Raw genomic sequence first — 16,935 nt, 5'->3', positions numbered from 1 at the left:
AAGGTCGACACGGTTGTGCTGGACAAGACCGGCACGGTCACCGAGGGCAAGATGACCCTGGTCGCGGTGCACCTGGCCGAGGGGGAGAACCGCGAGGAGGTCCTCCGGCTGGCCGGTGCGCTGGAGCACGCCTCGGAGCACCCGATCGCCCAGGCCATCGCCCGCGCGGCCCAGTCAAAGGCGACGGTGGAGGACTTCGCCAACGTCGAAGGGCTGGGCGTGCAGGGGATCGTGGACGGCCACGCGGTGCTGGTCGGCCGGCCCCGGCTGCTGGCGGAATGGTCCCAGCACCTGCCCGACAGCCTGAACAGCGCGCTGGAAACCGAGCAGGCCAAGGGCCGGACCGCAGTGGCGGTCGGCTGGGACGGCCAGGCCCGCGCCGTTCTCGTGGTGGCCGACGTCATCAAGTCCACCAGCCGCCAGGCGATCGAGCAGCTCAGGGCGCTCGGGCTGCGGCCGGTGCTGCTGACCGGGGACAACGAGGCGGTGGCGCGGACGGTGGCGGCCGAGGTGGGCATCGATGAGGTGATCGCCGAGGTGCTGCCCGCCGACAAGGTCGAGGTGGTCAAGAAGCTGCAGGCCGAGGGCAGGGTCGTGGCCATGGTGGGCGACGGGGTCAACGACGCCGCCGCGCTGGCTCAGGCCGATCTGGGGCTGGCGATGGGCACCGGCACGGACGCCGCGATCGAGGCCGCGGATCTGACGCTGGTGCGGGGCGATCTGCGGGTGGCGCCGGAGGCGATCCGGTTGTCCCGCAGCACGCTGAAGACGATCAAGGGCAACCTGTTCTGGGCGTTCGCCTACAACGTGGCCGCGTTGCCGCTGGCCGCGCTGGGGCTGCTCAACCCGATGATCGCGGGTGCGGCGATGGCGTTCTCAAGCGTGTTCGTGGTGAGCAACAGCCTGCGGCTGCGCCGCTTCAAGTGACCGCTGTCCCCATCTGACGGCCGGCGCCATCGAGGCGCCGGCCGCCGCGAACGCCGCGCCGAGCAGCAGCCAGCCGAGGGTGCCGCCGCCGAGCACCAGCGTGGTGAGCGCGACGGGCCCGAGCATCCTGGCCACGGCCACGCCGGTGCCGAAGAAGCCCTGGTACTGGCCCTGCTTGTGGTCGGGGGCGAGCCCGAAGCTGATCTCCCAGGACCCGGAGGCCAGCAGCATCTCGCTGAGGACCTGCAGGCCGGCCGCCACGAGCAGGAACAGCCACCCGTACGGGCTCAGTGCGAACACCGCGCAGGCCGCGAACATCACCAGACCCGCGTACCGCACCGACCGGGCGGCGGACTGCAGTCCCTTCACGCGCCGGGCCACCCGCACCTGGAAGAGCAGCACGGTGACGGTGTTGAGCAGCAGCAGGACCGAGACCATCCAGGTGGGCGCACCCGTACGTGAGGCGATCCAGAGTGGCACGATCAGGCTGAGCAGCGGCATGTAGAAGAGCATCACCGCGTTGATCAGCGTGATCAGCGCGTACGGCCGGTCTCTGAGCACCGCCAGCCGGGGGCCGGGCGCGGCCGGCGGGACCCGTACGGAAGGCAGCTTGAGCAGCAGCCCGGCGGCGACCAGGAAGCTCACGGCGTCGAGCGCGAACACCGCCAGATAGGCCGGCCGCGTGCCGAGGTGCAGGGCGAGCCCGCCCAGGGCGGCGCCGACGGCCAGGCCGCCGTTGAGCGTGGACTGCAGGACCGCCCGAACGACCGTGCGCTCCTCGGGGGTGATCAGCCCGGCGAGCAGGGCCTGGCGGGCGGCCGACAGGCCTGTCTGCGCCGTCCCGTACAGGCAGGCCACCAGCACGAAGAGCCCGAACGAGCGGACGAACAGGAACGAGGCGACCGCCGTGGCGGTCGTGAGCGCGAGCAGGACGGCGACGCCGCGCGGCCCGCGCCGGTCGGCGAGGTGGCCGAGCGGCACGCCGGCCACCATGCCGACGGCCCAGCCGAGGGTGAGGCCGAGGCCGATCTCGGTGGCCGACAGGCCGACGATCCTGGTGAAGTAGAACGCTGAGGTGACGAGATAGACGCCGTCGCCGATGGAGTTCGCGAGCTGGGCCTGAGCCAGGATGCGCCGGGGTGCCATACCCTCATCTTCGATCCCCCATTGTCCCGATATAAGCTCCAATTTCCGGCAAAGTGATTGGGCCAAGTTGGACGTTCACATAAGCCTTCAAGGGCGGGGTGACCTGGCCGCACAGGTCTACCGGCAGCTGCTCGACGCCATTCTCGACGGCCGGCTCAGATCGGGCGAGCGGCTGCCTCCGACGAGGGAGCTGGCGCGCAGGCTGGAGATCTCCAGGAACACGGTCGCCGTGGCCTATGACCGCCTGGTCGCCGACGGGTTCCTGTTGGGACGGGCGGGGGCGGGCACGTTCGTGTCGGGGGAGTCGGTGCGCGGCAGGGCGGCCCCGAAGGGCGTGGTGCGGCCGAGGGCGTTCTGGCAGGGGATCGAGGCACCGCGAGCCATGCGGGGAGCCCGGTACGACTTCCGCGTCGGCATGCCGGACCCGCACCTGTTCCCCATGGAGGCGTGGCGCCGGCTGGTGGCCCGCGAGCTGCGGGTGAGCGCCGCCGCGTACAGCAGCCCATCCGGATATGAGCCGCTGAGAGAAGCTATTTCACGGCATATAGGAATCAGCCGCTCGGTCCACGCCGGCCCCGACGACGTACTGATCACGAACGGCGCCCAGCAGGCGCTCGACCTCATCGGCCGGGTCCTGATCGAGCCGGGTACCTGCGTGGCCGTCGAGGAGCCCGGCTACCCGCCCGCCCGCCTGCTGTTCCGCTCGCTCGGCGCCCGCGTGGCCGGGGTGCCGGTGGACGAGGAGGGCATCGACGTCCGCGCCATCCCCGGCGCCGCCCGCATCGTGTACGTCACCCCCTCGCACCAGTTCCCCCTGGGCACGCCCATGTCGCCGGCCCGCCGCGCCGCCCTGCTGGCCTGGGCCGAGCGCCGCAGGGCGGTGGTGATCGAGGACGACTACGACAGCGAGTTCCGCTTCGGCGAGCGCCCGCTCGAACCCCTCCAGAGCCTCGACCGCGCGGGCCGCGTCATCTACGTGGGCTCCTTCTCCAAGACCCTGCTCCCCATGCTCAGGCTCGGCTTCCTCGTCGCCCCGGCCTCGCTGGCCCCGGCGCTGCGCGCGGCCAAGCAGCTGTCCGACTGGCACAGCGACGTGCCCGCGCAGGCCGCCCTGGCCCGCTTCATCGACGAAGGGCTCCTGTCCAGGCACATCAGGAAGGCGACCCGCGAGTACGCCGCCAGGCACGCCATGATCGCCGAAACGCTGGCGGGCGACGAGCGGCTGCGATTGGTCCCGTCCACCGCAGGCCTGCACCTGTGTGCCCGGCTCGCCCCGGATATAGAGGTACGTGCCGCGCCGGATCTCGCGGTGGAGCCGCTGGAGGCGTACTGCGGTGAGAGCCCGGCCCAGCCCGGCGTGGTCCTCGGCTACGGAGGCATCACCAGGGACGACATCCCCGAAGGACTCAGGCGCCTACGGATGTCGGCGGCTCCAGAACCGGCGGGCCCGCTCCCCTGACAGCTCAGGGTCGTCGGGCGGCGCCGGCTGCTGCACGATCACGACCGTGGTCCGCGCGTGGCGGGCACAGTACATGCTGGTCGAGGGCAGGAAGATGCGGCTGAGCAGCCGGCGCCGGCTCCGCCCCAGCACCAGCAGGTCGCCCTCGCGGGCCAGGTCGACGAGATGGTAGCCGGGATCGCCGACCCGGCCGATCACCGCCGTTCTGATGTCGTCGGGCACGCCGCCCGCGACGTCGTCGAACACGCCGGCGATCACCTCGCTGCAGCGCGCTTCCTCGCCGGCCCGGAGCGCGTGCTGGACGGGCAGAGCCTCGGGGAATGGGTGGACGGGCGCGCGGCTGACGTGTACGGCGACCAGGGCCATTCGGTGCAGCCTGGCCGCACCGATGGCCCAGGCAAGCGCCCAGCGCGAGGCCGGGGACTCGTCCACCCCCACGATCAGCCTCGCACCGCCGGGCAGTTCCTGTTCCACGGTGCCTCCTGTTAAGAAGTACGACCATAGTGCGCCCGCCGGTCTGTTACCGGGAGGTGGCACTTTTCGAACTATGGAGTCCCCCCGCGAACCCCGGCGTAGCATGCGGGGGTGGAACGAGGGTGGGTGCGACCCCGTCCCGCCCTCGACCGGCGGCTGGACGCGGCGCTGACGTACAGGCTCACCTCGCTCGTCGCAACTACAGGCTACGGGAAGTCGACTGCCCTGGCAGGGTGGAGCCAGGCCGTCGGCGCGGTGCTGCACCTGCTCGGGCCCGCTGACCGTGATCTTCCCACGCTGGCGGGAGCCGTGGCATCGGCCCTGTCGGAGCGGGTGGCCGGGTTACCCGCCGACCTGGTGACCGCCGCGGACGCCCCGCTCGGACCCGACGCCGACGAGGTGTCCAGGGCCGCGGCGCTGGCGGGCGCGCTGGCCGAGGCGCTGGGCAGGCGGCTGCGGCGCGGCCTCGCGCTGGTCTTCGACGGCATCGACGCCATCGCGGGCGCCCCGGGCTCCGTGCGGTACGTGGAGACGCTGGTCCGCGTCGCCCCCAGGCACCTGCACCTGGTCACCGCGTCGCGGGCGCCGCTGCCGTTCCCGACCGCCCGGCTGCGCCAGGACCACGAGGTGCTCGACCTCGACGCGACCGATCTCGCGCTCACCCCGGACGAGACGGCCGCCTGGGCGCGCGACCGGCTGGGCGAGCAGGGCGCGGCCGTCGCCGCCACGCTCCACGACGCCTGCGGCGGCTGGCCCGCCGCCGTGCAGGCCGCGCTCGACGCGCTGGCCCGCGAGGACCCGTCCGGCTGGCCGCGCACGGCCGCCGGGCTGGCCGCCAACTCCGCCACGCTCGAACGCCTCACGCTGGCCGCGTTCAAGGACCTGCCGCCGGCGATGCGCGAGCTGCTGCGGGCCGCCACCGTCCTGCCCGTGCTGACCTCCGGGCTGGCCGCCACGCTCGGCGCGCCGCCCGACACGCTCGACTCGCTCACCAGCCGCGGCCTGTTCCTCGAGGCCGGTCAGGACGGCCACCGCCTGACCTTGACCAGCCGCCACGTGCTGGCCAAGCACGCGCCGCTCGACCGGCACGAGGCGCACGACGTGGCGGCGGTTTCGTCCCGCTGGTACGTCGAGCACGACCAGCCCGAGCTGGCCCTGCGGGCCGCCGTCGCGACCGAGCATCCGAGCCTGGCGGCCGCGCTCCTCGACTCGTACGGCCTGCGCCTGGCCGAGCGCGGGGACGTGGTCGCGGCGCTGGAGCTGCTGCCCGAGGCCGCCAGGAACGCGCCCACCATGATCAAACTGGCCGGCGTCGCCGAGCAGAACCGCGGCCAGTGGACCCGCGCCCGCGACCTGCTCGCCCGGGCCGCCGAGGGGCCGGCGTTCGACGCGTTCGTGGCCAGGCGGCTCGGCCTCATCGACCACCTGCGCGGCGACCTCGACGCGGCCCTGGCCGGGTACGCCAGGGGATACGAGTACGGCCTTCCGCCCGCCGACGCCGCCATGTGCGCCGCGTCCATGGCGTCGGTGCTCTGGCTGAAGGGCGACCGGGCAGGCTGCGCCGAGCTCGCCGACAAGGCGCTCGAACAGGCCGGCAGCCTGGGCGACCCGAGCGCGCTGGCCATGGCCAACACGGTCCTGGCCATGCTCGCCGCGCTCGACGGCGACCGCCGGGCCAACGACGCCCACTACCTGCGCGCCCTGGAGTACGCCGAACGCGCGGGCGACATCGTCCAGCTCATCCGCATTCACGCCAACCGGGCCTCCCGCCACGTGGACGAGGGCGCCTACGCCGAGGCGCTGGCCGAGACGGAGATCGGGGGCCGGCTGTCCGACCTGGTGTCGTTCGCCCCCTATGCCGCCCTGAACGTCTCCAACCGCGCCAAGGCCCTGATCGGGCTCGGCCGCCTGGAGGAGGCGGCCACCGAGGCCGCCGACGCGGTGGCCAGGTGGGAGGCGATGGGCTCCCGCCTGGTCGGCACCGGCCTGAACCGGCTCGCCGAGATCAACGTCCTGCGCGGCGAGCGCAGGACGGCGGCGGCGATCTACCGGCGGATCATCGCCGACTCGGCGCCGTCGGGCGAGGTGCAGTCGCTGTCCAACGCGCTCAACGGCCTCGCCGAGCTGCTGGCCGACGACGATCCGGCCGAGGCCGCACGCGTCGCCGAGCAGGCGCTCGAACACGCCGAAGGCATCGCGGGGGTGACCGCCAGGGTCGTGGCCGCCCGCGTGGCGCTGGCGGGCGGGCGCCACGACGACGCCAGGGCGCTGCTCGACGAGACCGAACCCGTCGCGGTGAGCCGCAGGGATCACGCCTCGCAGGCCGCCATCGCCGAGCTGCGGGCCGAGCTGGACGGCGACACGCGGCCGGCCGACGAGGCCGTGCGCACGTGGACCATGCTCGGCGACCCGGTGGGACAGGCCAGGGCCGAGCTGGTCAGGGCGGCCCTGGCCGACCCGGCGACCGGCGGCGAGCTGGCGGCGGGGGTGCGCGAGCGCATGCACGCCATCGGCTGCCGGGCGCTCGACGACCGGATCGACGCGCTGATCGCCCGCGCCGCTCCCGCGCCGGGCGTGAAGGTGATCGTCGAGACCATGGGAACGTTCCGGGTGCTGCGGGGCGGCGTGCCGGTCCCGCGTACGGCCTGGCAGTCGCGCAAGGCACGCGACCTGCTGAAGATCCTTGTCAGCCGGAGGGGGAGCGGGATCGGCCGGGAGCGGCTGGTCGAGATCCTCTGGCCGGACCAGGAGGGTGAGGCGGTCGGGCTGCGCCGGCTGAACGTCATGGTGTCCACGCTGCGCGCCGTGCTGGATCCGGCGCACGAAAGCCCGGCGGACGAGATCGTGGTCTCGGACGAGGGCGCGTTACGGCTTGACCTGTCCAATGTGGACGTCGATGTCGAGAAATTTCTGGACCTGGTGGCTCAGGCCGTACGGCTGGATCAGGCAGGACGTACGGCCGAGGCGCTGGAGCGGTGGACGGCGGCCGAGAGCGCGTACGGCGGGGAGTTCTGCGAGGAGGACCCCTACGCGGACTGGGCCGTGGGGCTGCGCGAGCAGGCCCGGCTGGCCTACACGCAGGCGGCGGCCAGGCTCGCGGCGGCGCGGGCGGGCGAGCGGCGCTACGACGAGTCCGCCCGCTACTGGCTGCGGCTGCTGGAGCGCGACCGCTACGACGAGCGCGCCCACCTGGGCCTGGTACGGGTGCTCGACCTGGCCGGCCGCCGCGGCGACGCCCGCAGGCGCTACCACCTCTACGCCGAACGCATGCGCGAGCTGGAGGTCGAGCCCGCCCCGTACCCCACCTGAACCAGACCTGAACCGCCCGGCGAGATGGTTTCCAGATGAGAACGGTCATCGTCCGGCTGGTCGAGCCCGAGCAATCCGGCGGCCAGCTCCGCGGGCTGCTCGAAGAGGTGGGGGGCGAGCCGGTGCCGTTCAGCGGCACGGAAGCCCTCCTCGACCTCCTGCGTTCCGCCGCCGGATTGAGCAGCAACCCGACTTGAACCTCGCGCGAATCTCCGTGACGACGATGGGTGTCGAGAGGAGGCGCGATGAGCGAGCAGGGGAGCGGTTGGCCGTTCGTCGGGCGAGGGGGGCCGCTCACGACTGTGCGGGCGGCGCTACGGTCGGGAGCGGGCGTGATGATCGCCGGTGAGGCCGGGGTCGGGAAGAGCAGACTGGCGGCGGAGGCGCTGGCCGGATTACCGGGGTACGCGGTGGTGCGCGCGCTCGGCACGGAGACCGCGTCGATGATCCCGTTCGGGGCGTTCGCGCACGTGCTGACGGGCCCGCCGGCGGGCGGCGAGAACCTGCTGAGCTGGGCCGCCCGCCACCTGCGCGAGCGTGCGCCGCGGGGCGAGCTGCTGGTCAGCGTGGACGACGCGCACCGGCTGGACCCGGCCTCGGCGGCGCTGGTGCACTACCTGGCGGACAGCGGCGCGGCGCGCGTCCTGGTGACGGTGCGGTCCGGGGAGCCGCAGCCGGCGCCGGTGGCCGCGTTGTGGAAGGACGAGCTGCTCGACAGGATCGAGCTGCCGCCGCTGACGAGGGCCGAGGTCGGGCAGGTGCTCGCGGGCGCGCTCGGCGGCGAGGTGGCCGCGGAGACCGTACGGCACCTCGCGCGGGTCAGCGAGGGGAACGTGCTCTACCTGCGCGAGGTCGTGCAGGCAGGGCGCAACGCGGGCTGCCTGACCGAGCGGGACGGGCAGTGGCGCTGGCGGGGTGAGCTGTCCATGACGACCAGGCTGCGCGAGCTGGTGGGCGACCGGATCGGCCACCTCGACGAGGACGAGCGCGAGGTGCTGGAGCTGGTGGCGTTCGGGGAGCCGCTGGGCACGGAGCTGCTGGTCTCGCTGACCTCGGCCCGGGCGGTCGAGCGGGTCGAGGACCGCGGCCTGGTCGTGGCCGTCAACGAGGGCAGGCGGGAGCAGCTGCGGCTCGGCCACCCTCTCTACGGCGAGGTCGTCCGCGGCGGCTGCGGCACGCTGCGGACGCGGCGGCGGCTGCGGATGCTGGCCGACGCGCTGGAGGCCAGCGGGCTGCGGCGGCGCGAGGACGAGCTGCGCGCGGCCGTGTGGCGGCTGGACTCCGGCTCGGTCACGGCCCCCGAGATGCTGGTGTCGGCCGCCCGGCTGGCCTGGGGCAGGCAGGATCCCCACCTGGCCGAACGCCTGGCCAAGGCCGCGATCGACGCGGGTGGGGGCGTGGCCGCGGTCGCGGTGCTCGGCGAGGTGCTCATGGTGCTGGGCGACGCGGACGCGGCGCTGGCGGCGCTGCGGCGGGCGGCGCGCGACGCGGTCACCGAGGCCGACCGCGCCCAGCACGCCTTCAGCCTGGGGATCAACCTGGCGTGGGCGGGCGCGGACGCCGAGGCGTGCGAGGTGCTCGACCTGGCCGCCGTGACGCTGACCGAGCCCGTCTGGCTGCAGGAGGCGCACATCTACCGCGCCGTGACGGACTGCTTCGCCGGGCGGCTGACCGGGGCGGCGCGCTCGCTGGCGCGGTCCCGTTCGTACGGGCCGATGTCGCGGCGCGCCGACGCGCACGCGGCGGCCATGGAGGCGTGGGCCGCGGCGTACTCGGGGCGTACCGGGGAGAGCCTCGCCATCGCCGCGCGAACGCTGGAGAGCGTGGACGGCTGGCGGGACGAGGCGCCGCACGCGCTGCCGAGCTTCCTGGACGCGCTCTGCGCCGCCCAGACGTTCGCGGGCCTGCTGGAGGCGGCGGACCGGTCGGCGGAGCAGGGGATGGAGCTGCCGGCCGCCGAGCTGTCGGTGTCGGGGTTCGCGGCATATCGGGCGATGGTCGGCCGGTTGCGCGGGGACGTCGCGGGGGCGCTGCGCTGGTGCCGGGACGACCTGGCCAGGATGCCCGGGCGGGAGCCCTATCTGGGGCGGGTGCTGGCCGAGCAGGCGCACGCGCTGGCGCTGCTGGGCCGTACGGATCAGGCTCGGGAGGTGCTGGCGGAGGCCGGCGCGACGGCGTCCAGGTGGGCTTTCACCCGGCAGCACGTGCTGCAGGCCGAGGTGTGGGTGGCGGCTTCCGGCGGCGAGCTCGACGAGGCGGTACGGCTGTGCCTCGCGGCGGCCGACCACGCCGAGCGGCACGAGCTGCACGGCGGCCTGATGTTCGCGCTGCACGACCTGGTACGGCTCGGAGCCCCGGACCAGTCCGCCAGGCTGGCCGGTCGGGTGGACGGCCCCCTGGCCGCGCTCCTGGCCAGGCACGCCCGCGCGATAGGCGACCCGGTCGAGCTCCGGGCGGTGGCCGGGGAGTTCGAACGGCTCGGGATGCTCCTGTACGCGGCCGAGGCCACGGCCCAGGAGGCGGCGGCGCACCGGGACGCGGGCCGCGGCACCCTGGCCAAGGGCGCGCAGACCAGGGCGTGGGCGCTGGCCAGGCGCTGCCCGGGCGTGTCGACCCCGGCGCTGGTGGAGCTGGCCACGCCCGAGCTGACGCCGCGCCAGCGGGAGATCCTCCAGCTCGCGGCCGCCGGGCTGACGAACCGGCAGATCGCCGACCGGCTCACGCTGTCCACGCGTACGGCCGCCAATCACCTGCAGGCGGCCTACGAGAAGCTCGGCGTGAACGACCGCACCCAGGTGGGCCGCCTGCTGGCGGCGCTTTAGATCAGTTTCAGCAGGCCGTCGTACAGCGCCCGCCGCTCGTCCTCGGCCAGCACCTGGTACGGCCGCGCGGCCCGCAGGTTGGTCTCCGCCTCGATCCGCGCGCGGACGGGCCCGTCCCGCAGGCCGACGATCTCGGCCGCGGACAGGCCCTCCGCCTGCCAGGCCCGGGCGTGGGCGTCGGCGCGGTGGTAGCGGAGGACGGCGAGCCGGTTGAACAGGAGCAGGCCCGGCCCGCTCCCCTCGGGCTCGTAGGGAGGTGCGACGAGTTCGAGCGCGCCGCCCGGCAGCCGCTCGGCTCCGTCGAGCACCCTGCCGGCCAGGTGGGCCAGCCGTGGCAGGTCCTGCCCCGCCCAGCTCCGCCCGGCGGCGGCGCCGTGCGCCTCGTACAGCTTCCGGATGAACGCCAGCCCCGAGGCCGTCGCCCTCAGCATCCCGTCGCCGTCCTCGGCCAGGGTGCCCTCGCTCAGGTGCTCCCGGATCCCGGCCTCTCGCTCGGCCGCGTCGCGGTAGCGGTAGACGGCGCTCAGGCCGGCTCGGGTCAGCGGGCGCAGCGGCAGCACGAATCTGAGGTCGTACAGCAGCCCTGTGCTCACGCCGGTGGTCTCGGCCAGTGCGGTGATCGCTCTGCGGGCGGAGGCGTGCACGTTGACCTGGGCCGCGTCGATGACGGGCGCGATCGCCGCCGCATACTCAGATATTTCCCGAATTTCCGGCATTGTCCGCCATTATGCCCGCGTTCGTCGGGTCGGGGCCCGTCATCTTCAGCCCTGCGTACGTCCTTCTGCTGACCCCGGCGGCGGGCCGCTGGTTCGATCGCTGAGCCCGGTGTCGCGCGTTCCGGCGATCAGACGAGTGTGTTCGCTGATCGCCGGTGCACGGCACCACGATCCGGGTCTTAGCCCTTGCTCCAGATCGCCGCGATGGTGCTGCCCTCGGTGTCCAGGACCTCGGGACGGTAGCCCAGCGCCTTCAGCTCGGTGGCCTTGAGCGTGTAGGTCAGCTTGGACAGGTTCAGGTACTCCTTCAGGCCGGTCGCGCTGCCCTTGCTCCACACGGTGGTGTAGAGCTTGCCGGGCTCGACGGCCATCAGGACGGGACGCAGCCCGGCCTTGGTCTTGGCAAGGAGCTCCTGGCCGCGCTGCGTGACCGTCTGGCCGGTGGTCACCTGCACGGCGCCGGTCGCGGCCCCGGCGACCCAGACGGCCGCGTAGAGGGGCTTCTCGACCGTGCCGTAGACGTCCAGCGAGGCGACGCTGAAGCCGGCCGCGCCGAGCTTGGCGTTGGTGGACGCGAAGACGTCCTTGGTCATGCCGAGCTTGGACTGGACCTTCTCGGTCGTCTTCTCGAAGACCGCCGCGAAGATGGCGCTGGGGCCCGTCCCCGTGCCGGTGATCATGGACGGCACGAAGCCGCTCTTCGCCTGCTCGGCGATGCGCGTCGGCAGGTCGGTCGCCGACAGGCCCTGCAGGACGCTCACCTTGCGGGTGGTGTCCTTGATCCAGACGGACGTGTACTGCGGGTTGGCGGCGTTGGTCACGCTCAACGCCTCGGGCACGTAACCGGTGCCGAGCAGCTCCTTGACCTTCTTGAGCTGCTCGGTCGGGTTGAGGCTATCGAGGGAGAGCCAGTCCAGCAGCGGCAAGCTCTGGACGCTCTTGGTGGTCTCGGTGGACTGCTGGGCGCTCGCCGGGGTCGCGATGGCCAGCAGGGGAGCGACTGTCGCCGCCACAGCCGCAGTGATGGCGACGGTCCTCGGGGTCCTCATGATCCTCCTCGGGTAAAGGGTGTCCGTTTCTGGACAGTGAGTGACCATAACAAAGGATGAGCGAGAGTTCACCGGATGTGACCACATACGCCGTAATCTGCGTCAGAAAGCTGGGGGCCCAGGTGTCAGGATGGCTGTCAACCCGGGGGTGGCAGGGATCGTTCCAACATCGTGAGGGTCCGGTACGGTTCCAGGCGTGAATGCGGGCATCATCGGGCAAGCCGCCGGTCTGTTCGCCGTGACCAACATCGACGACATCGTCATCCTGGCGCTCTTCTTCGCCCAGGGGGCCGGGCACCTGCGGATCGTCCTCGGGCAGTACATCGGCTTCGCCGGGATCCTCGTGGTCGCCGTCGCGGCCGCCTTCGGGGCCACGTTCCTGCCCGAGCCCGCCGTCCCGTACCTCGGCCTGCTCCCCCTCGCCCTGGGCCTCAAGGCGGCCTGGCAGGTGTGGCGCGACCGCGCCGACGGAGGCGACGACGACCCACCCGCGCGGAGCGGCGGGCCGAAGGCGCTGGAGGTCGCCGCGGTCACCTTCGCCAACGGCGGCGACAACATCGGGGTCTACGTCCCCGTCTTCGCCACGTCCGGCACCTCGGGCATGACCGTGTACGTGGTCGTCTTCCTGATCCTGGTCGCCGTCTGGTGCCTGGCCGGCAGGTTCTTCGCCACCCGCCCGCTGATCGCCGGGGCGCTCAGCCGATGGGGGCACATCCTGCTGCCCCTCGTCCTGATCGGGCTCGGCGTGGTCATCCTCGTGGAGGGCGGGGCTTTCGGCCTCTGAAGCCCGCTGAAGTCCGCCGAAAGCTGAAGATCGCGTGTCCTGGCAGCCCCGCGGCTACGCTCGCACCATGACAGCTACCTGGGAGCCCACGGCGGCGGGAGTGCTGCGGCTGCCCTCGGGCCGGCTCGTCCGCGGCCGAGGGCTGCGCCGCCCCCTCCCCGAGGGGCCGCTCCCCACGTTCGCTCTTTACCTGCTGGGCCGCCGGCCCCCGGCCGTCGACTGGGAGCACCGGTGGGTGCGCTGGCCCGACTTCTGGCTGCCGTCCGACCGGGGCGCGGCGGCCGGCGCGTTCCGCGAGGCGTGGGCCCGCGCCGAGTCCGAGCGGGTCGAGGTCGCGTGCGGCGGCGGCCGGGGCCGCACCGGCACGGCCCTGGCGTGCCTGGCCGTGCTCGACGGGGTGCCCGGCGACCGGGCCGTCGCCTACGTACGCGAGCACTACGACTCGCACGCCGTCGAGACCCCCTGGCAACGCCGCTACGTCGCCCTATTCGACGGTTCTTAGGATCTGCTCGATCGAGGTGGCGCGGGCGCGCAGCTCGGCCAGGTCGGCGGCCATCCGCTGCTGGGCGTCCATGGTGTTCTCGGCGAGCTGCTCGAACCGGCGCACGAGCTGCCGCAGGTCGTCCGCCTGATGGGCGTCGAGCTTGGCCTTGCGCATCTCGAACATCCCCACGGCGAAAAGGGCGATCAGGAAGCCGACCACGAGCAGCACCCCTAACGAGAAGATCGCCGCGGGCCAAGAATCGATCATCAGGAGTGCTCCTTGGGTCCTGGACCCTTCCCCGGGTCCGGCCTGGTGAGGGTCTTGGCCGCCTCGGCCAGCGCCGACGCGGTCAGGTGCAGGCTGAAATCCGCGACTTCGTAGTACTTCATGGCCTTGCCGTCGTCGGACAGCTCCAGGGTGCCGACGATCAGCCCGGCCGCCTCGAGCCGTTGCAGGTGCATGTGGAGGAGTGGGCGGCTCACCCCGATCTCGCGGGCCAGGTGGCTGACGTAGTCGCGCCCGTCCGCCAGCACCGCCATGATGCGCAGCCGCAGCGGGTTGGCCAGCGCCGCGAAGATCTCGACCAGGTCGTCACCTGTCGGCCCCGGCACTGTCATGGCTTCCCGTCACGTGTAATAATTTCCTTACACGTGACCCTAGCACTCAGGTGGCGGTCCGGGAAAGCTCAGGGCTGGGGGTCCCCGCGCGTTCCTGCGGGGACGGCGACCGGGCGCCGAGGGCCAGTCCCAGGGCCAGGCAGACCAGCGGGATCGCCGGGATCACGTACCGCACGTCGAAGGCCGCCAGGAACGGCGGCGAGCAGACCAGCGCGAGCGCCGTGACCCCGGGCAGCAGCGCGTCCCACCGCCGCCGCACGAGCGCCGTGGCCAGCGCGCCGACCAGGGCCAGCATGAGCAGGGGGAACGGCACGTACCCGAACCGCTGGTACGCCCGCAGCCACCCCGCGAACGGCTCCACGACCCGGGTGGCGGCCGGCCCGGCCTCGTACGACTCGGCGATGCCGCGTACCGACTCGCTCAGCGGCCGCTCCGCGGAGGGGAACTTGTACGGCGTCTTCTCGTCCACGGCCGTGCGCTCCCAGCGCAGCAGCTGCGTGAGGTCGGTCGCGACCGCCGCGGCGTACTCGCCGGGCTGGGCGAGGATGGCCGCCCTGGCGAACTCCCCGGCGAGCTGGTTGCGATTGGCCGTCCCCGGCACCTTGAGCAGGGGGGAGAAGCTCTCCCACAGCCAGTACGGCGGGTACGGGCGCTGCTCCACCGGCATGTTCGGGCAGAGCACGGCCAGCCGCTCCGGAGGCTTGATCACCGAGCAGTCGGCGAAGCTCATGGTCCTGGACCACAGGAAGTTCCCGTCCGCCTCGGTCAGCGCGAACTTCCCCTTCTCCACCTTCGCCCAGGTGGCGTACGCGCCCAGCGGGATCGCGCCCGCCACCACCAGCGCCACGAGCGGGCGCCAGCCGTACCGCCGGATCAGCAGGTAGGCGGCCGTGAGGATCAGCAGCGGCAGGCCGACCGTCCTGGTGATCCCGGCCAGGCCGAGCAGCAGGCCGCCGACGGCCGCCGTGGTGGGGGTGACGCGCCAGACCACGAGCAGGATCGCGACCGTGACCAGCACGACGAAGACCGCGTCCGCCATGATCATGTGTTCGAGCAGCACCAGGAACTCGTCGTACAGCAGCGGGGTGACCAGCAGGGCGGCGCCCCAGCCCGGCAGGCCGCGCCGCCTCAGCAGCGCGTACACCGCCACGGCCAGCGCCAGCATCAGCAGGTGCTGCAGGACCGTCACCAGCGTGAGGCTGTGCGCGGGGCGCAGCAGCGCCAGCAGCAGCGAGTATCCGGAGGGCCTGGTGGTGCCGGGGGTCAGCTCCTCGCGCAGGAAGGCGAACGAGTCGCCGTAGAAGAGGATCGACGGAGGGTATCCGAGCACGGCGAGCGCCCGCAGCGCGATCGCGGGCAGCAGGGCGATGACCAGGGCGCGATGTGCCAAGGTGGATCCGCTTCCTCGTGTGTCCGGGCCCCCACAATAGTGGGTGAACCGGGCATCAGCCTGGCCTGATAGGTCAGTTCTGCTCAGGCAGGGGATCGACGAGGATCGCCGGGTCCAGATTTCGCAGGATGCCGGGACGGTCGGTGAGGATCGGCCACTGGGTGGCCCGCGCGCATAAGATCACGTGGCCCGCGGTGATGTCGCTCGATCCGTCGAGGATCTCGGCGATGTCGGGCACCTTTCCCGCGGTGAGGTCGTCGACCTGGACGGCGGAGCTGCTGATCAGATCGAAGAGTTCGACTTTCGTGGCGAGCGGGACGATCGAATAGACGAGGGTGAGTGCGGTCGTGGGAATGCACAGCCCGCCGCCCCGATAAAGACACAGCGCCGCGATGCTGCGCGAATGATTCGTTTTGGCGACCGCGATGTCGACGAGCGCTCCCACATCGAGAACGCGCCCAGGAAGCATGGTCAATCCTCTTGATTCCGATGCAGGCCGAGCCTGAGCATCATGTCGTCCGAAATCCGGTCCACCTTGAGGGCGTCGGCCGCTCTGTCGAGGTCGTCGCACTGCAGGTTCCAGCGTTGGATCAAGATGGTCGCGTGCGTCATGTTGCCCACTTCGCGCTCCACCGCGGCGCGAATCACATCGGAAATCATACGGCCATCGGAGCGCGCTTTTTGATGAACCGCATCAAGTGTCGCCTTGTCTAAATTTACGATGATTGATGCTGTTTCCCCGGATTGTGCCCTGGGTTCGGCGGAAAGGCGGGGAGCCGACATAGGCCAGGACGGTGCGGCGGGGGTGTCAGGGGCCTTGTCGTTGTCCGCGGAATTCCGCCGTGATGGAATGGGGATCGCCATACGCACGACGGTAGTCCCATAACGCCGCCGCCGATAGTCACCCATCGAGATCGGGTGGTCACAAGGGCCTCCGGAGGAGTCACATGTACCGCGTCACGGCGAAAGACGGCACGTCCATCGCGTTCGACCGGCTGGGCGTCGGCCCCGCGATCGTCCTGGTCGGCGGCGCCGCGGCCGACCGCTCGGCCAACGCGCAGCTGGCGCACGAGCTGGCGGAGCGGTTCACCGTCTACAACTACGACCGGCGCGGCCGGGGCGAGAGCGAGGACACCCTCCCGTACGAGGTCGACCGCGAGATCGAGGACATCGCCGCGCTCATCGCCGAGGCGGGCGGGGCGGCGCACCTGTTCGGGATCTCGTCGGGCGGCGCGCTCGCGCTCGAAGCCGCCGCCACGGGGCTGCCGATCGCGAGACTGGCCGTGTACGAGGTGCCCTACGACGTGGCGCCGGACGGGCCGCGGCGCTCGCGGGAGTACGCCGACCGGCTCCGCGCGCTGCTGGCCGCGGGTCGTCGCGGCGAGGCGTTCGCGCTGTTCATGGTGACGGCGGGCGCCACCCAGGAGATGGTGGAGCAGGCCCGCGAGTCGCCGATGTGGCCGGGCCTGGAAGCCATCGCGCCCACGCTCGCGTACGACGCCGCCTGCCTGGGCGACGGCCGCCCGCCCGCCGACCGCCTGCCCGGCATCGCCTGCCCCACGCTGGTGGCCACGGGCGGGGCCGGCGCCGACTTGTTCGTGGGCGGGGGCGGCGACTTCTTCGCCCGCGCCGCCGACGCGATCGCGGAGCTCGTCCCGGGGGCCGTGCGCGAGACCATCGAGGGCCAGACGCACATGGTGGACCCGAAGGCGCTGGCCCCGGTGCTCACCCGCTTCCTCGGACAGTAGACCCAGCACT

General features: G+C 72.6%; 17 protein-coding genes. 8 read left to right on the top strand and 9 right to left on the bottom strand.

What is annotated here, in order from left to right; genetic code table 11:
* The coding region (locus ACWEPL_RS56275) for an HAD-IC family P-type ATPase (protein ID WP_452441473.1) at positions 1-927 on the top strand (927 nt) is incomplete at its 5' end.
* Here ACWEPL_RS56275 and ACWEPL_RS56270 read toward each other — a convergent pair.
* Positions 877-2,073 carry an MFS transporter gene (locus tag ACWEPL_RS56270; RefSeq protein ID WP_452441471.1) on the bottom strand — a complete coding sequence of 399 codons (1,197 nt, stop codon included), beginning with the start codon at positions 2,071-2,073 and terminating at the stop codon, positions 877-879. The two genes, ACWEPL_RS56275 and ACWEPL_RS56270, sit on opposite strands and share 51 nt — an antisense overlap.
* A 67-nt stretch (positions 2,074-2,140) precedes the next feature.
* Here ACWEPL_RS56270 and pdxR point away from each other — a divergent pair, with 67 nt between their 5' ends.
* Positions 2,141-3,532 carry a MocR-like pyridoxine biosynthesis transcription factor PdxR gene (gene pdxR / locus ACWEPL_RS56265; RefSeq protein ID WP_452441470.1) on the top strand — a complete coding sequence of 464 codons (1,392 nt, stop codon included), beginning with the start codon at positions 2,141-2,143 and terminating at the stop codon, positions 3,530-3,532.
* Here the strand turns inward: pdxR and ACWEPL_RS56260 are convergent.
* On the bottom strand, positions 3,488-4,006 hold the full coding sequence (locus ACWEPL_RS56260) for a universal stress protein (protein WP_452441469.1): 519 nt from the start codon (positions 4,004-4,006) through the stop codon (positions 3,488-3,490). The two genes, pdxR and ACWEPL_RS56260, sit on opposite strands and share 45 nt — an antisense overlap.
* Before the next feature lie 126 nt (positions 4,007-4,132).
* Here ACWEPL_RS56260 and ACWEPL_RS56255 point away from each other — a divergent pair, with 126 nt between their 5' ends.
* Genes ACWEPL_RS56255 through ACWEPL_RS56245 form a run of 3 tightly spaced genes read left to right on the top strand, consistent with a single transcriptional unit; the run spans position 4,133 to position 10,137 of the window.
* Positions 4,133-7,315, top strand: a complete 3,183-nt coding sequence (locus ACWEPL_RS56255) for a BTAD domain-containing putative transcriptional regulator (protein ID WP_452441468.1) — start codon at positions 4,133-4,135, stop codon at positions 7,313-7,315.
* Between the two features lie 35 nt (positions 7,316-7,350).
* Positions 7,351-7,512 (top strand): hypothetical protein, encoded by a 162-nt coding sequence (locus tag ACWEPL_RS56250; RefSeq protein ID WP_363977549.1) that lies wholly within the window; start codon positions 7,351-7,353, stop codon positions 7,510-7,512.
* 48 nt (positions 7,513-7,560) lie between these two features.
* Positions 7,561-10,137 (top strand): LuxR C-terminal-related transcriptional regulator, encoded by a 2,577-nt coding sequence (locus ACWEPL_RS56245; protein WP_452441467.1) that lies wholly within the window; start codon positions 7,561-7,563, stop codon positions 10,135-10,137.
* On the opposite strand, the gene ACWEPL_RS56240 is transcribed toward ACWEPL_RS56245, so the two are convergent.
* Both ACWEPL_RS56240 and ACWEPL_RS56235 read right to left on the bottom strand, forming a co-directional pair.
* Entirely contained in the window at positions 10,134-10,853 is a 720-nt protein-coding gene (locus ACWEPL_RS56240) for a hypothetical protein (RefSeq protein WP_452441466.1), read from the bottom strand. The genes ACWEPL_RS56245 and ACWEPL_RS56240 overlap by 4 nt on opposite strands.
* 179 nt (positions 10,854-11,032) lie before the next feature.
* Entirely contained in the window at positions 11,033-11,902 is an 870-nt protein-coding gene (locus tag ACWEPL_RS56235) for a hypothetical protein (protein WP_363977540.1), read from the bottom strand.
* Positions 11,903-12,098: 196 nt separating this feature from the next.
* Between ACWEPL_RS56235 and ACWEPL_RS56230 the strand changes: the two genes are divergently transcribed.
* Positions 12,099-12,686 carry a cadmium resistance transporter gene (locus tag ACWEPL_RS56230; protein WP_363977537.1) on the top strand — a complete coding sequence of 196 codons (588 nt, stop codon included), beginning with the start codon at positions 12,099-12,101 and terminating at the stop codon, positions 12,684-12,686.
* Between the two features lie 67 nt (positions 12,687-12,753).
* Positions 12,754-13,188, top strand: coding sequence for a phosphatase domain-containing protein (locus tag ACWEPL_RS56225; protein WP_363977534.1), 435 nt, complete (start codon positions 12,754-12,756; stop codon positions 13,186-13,188).
* Here the strand turns inward: ACWEPL_RS56225 and ACWEPL_RS56220 are convergent.
* The 5 genes from ACWEPL_RS56220 to ACWEPL_RS56200 form a co-directional block, all read right to left on the bottom strand.
* A complete protein-coding gene (locus ACWEPL_RS56220; protein WP_185069681.1) occupies positions 13,171-13,437 on the bottom strand; it encodes a hypothetical protein in 267 nt (88 codons plus the stop codon). The genes ACWEPL_RS56225 and ACWEPL_RS56220 overlap by 18 nt on opposite strands.
* Positions 13,437-13,787 carry an ArsR/SmtB family transcription factor gene (locus ACWEPL_RS56215; protein ID WP_350732339.1) on the bottom strand — a complete coding sequence of 117 codons (351 nt, stop codon included), beginning with the start codon at positions 13,785-13,787 and terminating at the stop codon, positions 13,437-13,439. The genes ACWEPL_RS56220 and ACWEPL_RS56215 overlap by 1 nt, the downstream gene beginning before the upstream one ends.
* 46 nt (positions 13,788-13,833) lie before the next feature.
* Positions 13,834-15,177: a hypothetical protein gene (locus tag ACWEPL_RS56210; RefSeq protein ID WP_452441463.1), complete on the bottom strand. Its 1,344-nt coding sequence runs from the start codon at positions 15,175-15,177 to the stop codon at positions 13,834-13,836.
* Between the two features lie 73 nt (positions 15,178-15,250).
* Entirely contained in the window at positions 15,251-15,646 is a 396-nt protein-coding gene (locus ACWEPL_RS56205) for a hypothetical protein (protein ID WP_350732342.1), read from the bottom strand.
* Positions 15,647-15,648: 2 nt separating this feature from the next.
* Positions 15,649-16,041 carry a hypothetical protein gene (locus tag ACWEPL_RS56200; protein WP_452441461.1) on the bottom strand — a complete coding sequence of 131 codons (393 nt, stop codon included), beginning with the start codon at positions 16,039-16,041 and terminating at the stop codon, positions 15,649-15,651.
* Positions 16,042-16,124: 83 nt separating this feature from the next.
* Between ACWEPL_RS56200 and ACWEPL_RS56195 the strand changes: the two genes are divergently transcribed.
* A complete protein-coding gene (locus ACWEPL_RS56195) occupies positions 16,125-16,925 on the top strand; it encodes an alpha/beta fold hydrolase (RefSeq protein ID WP_452441460.1) in 801 nt (266 codons plus the stop codon).
* Positions 16,926-16,935: the final 10 nt, after the last annotated feature.

The organism is Nonomuraea sp. NPDC004186, from assembly GCF_053603495.1.
This window is presented reverse-complemented; position numbering and strand designations above follow the sequence as displayed.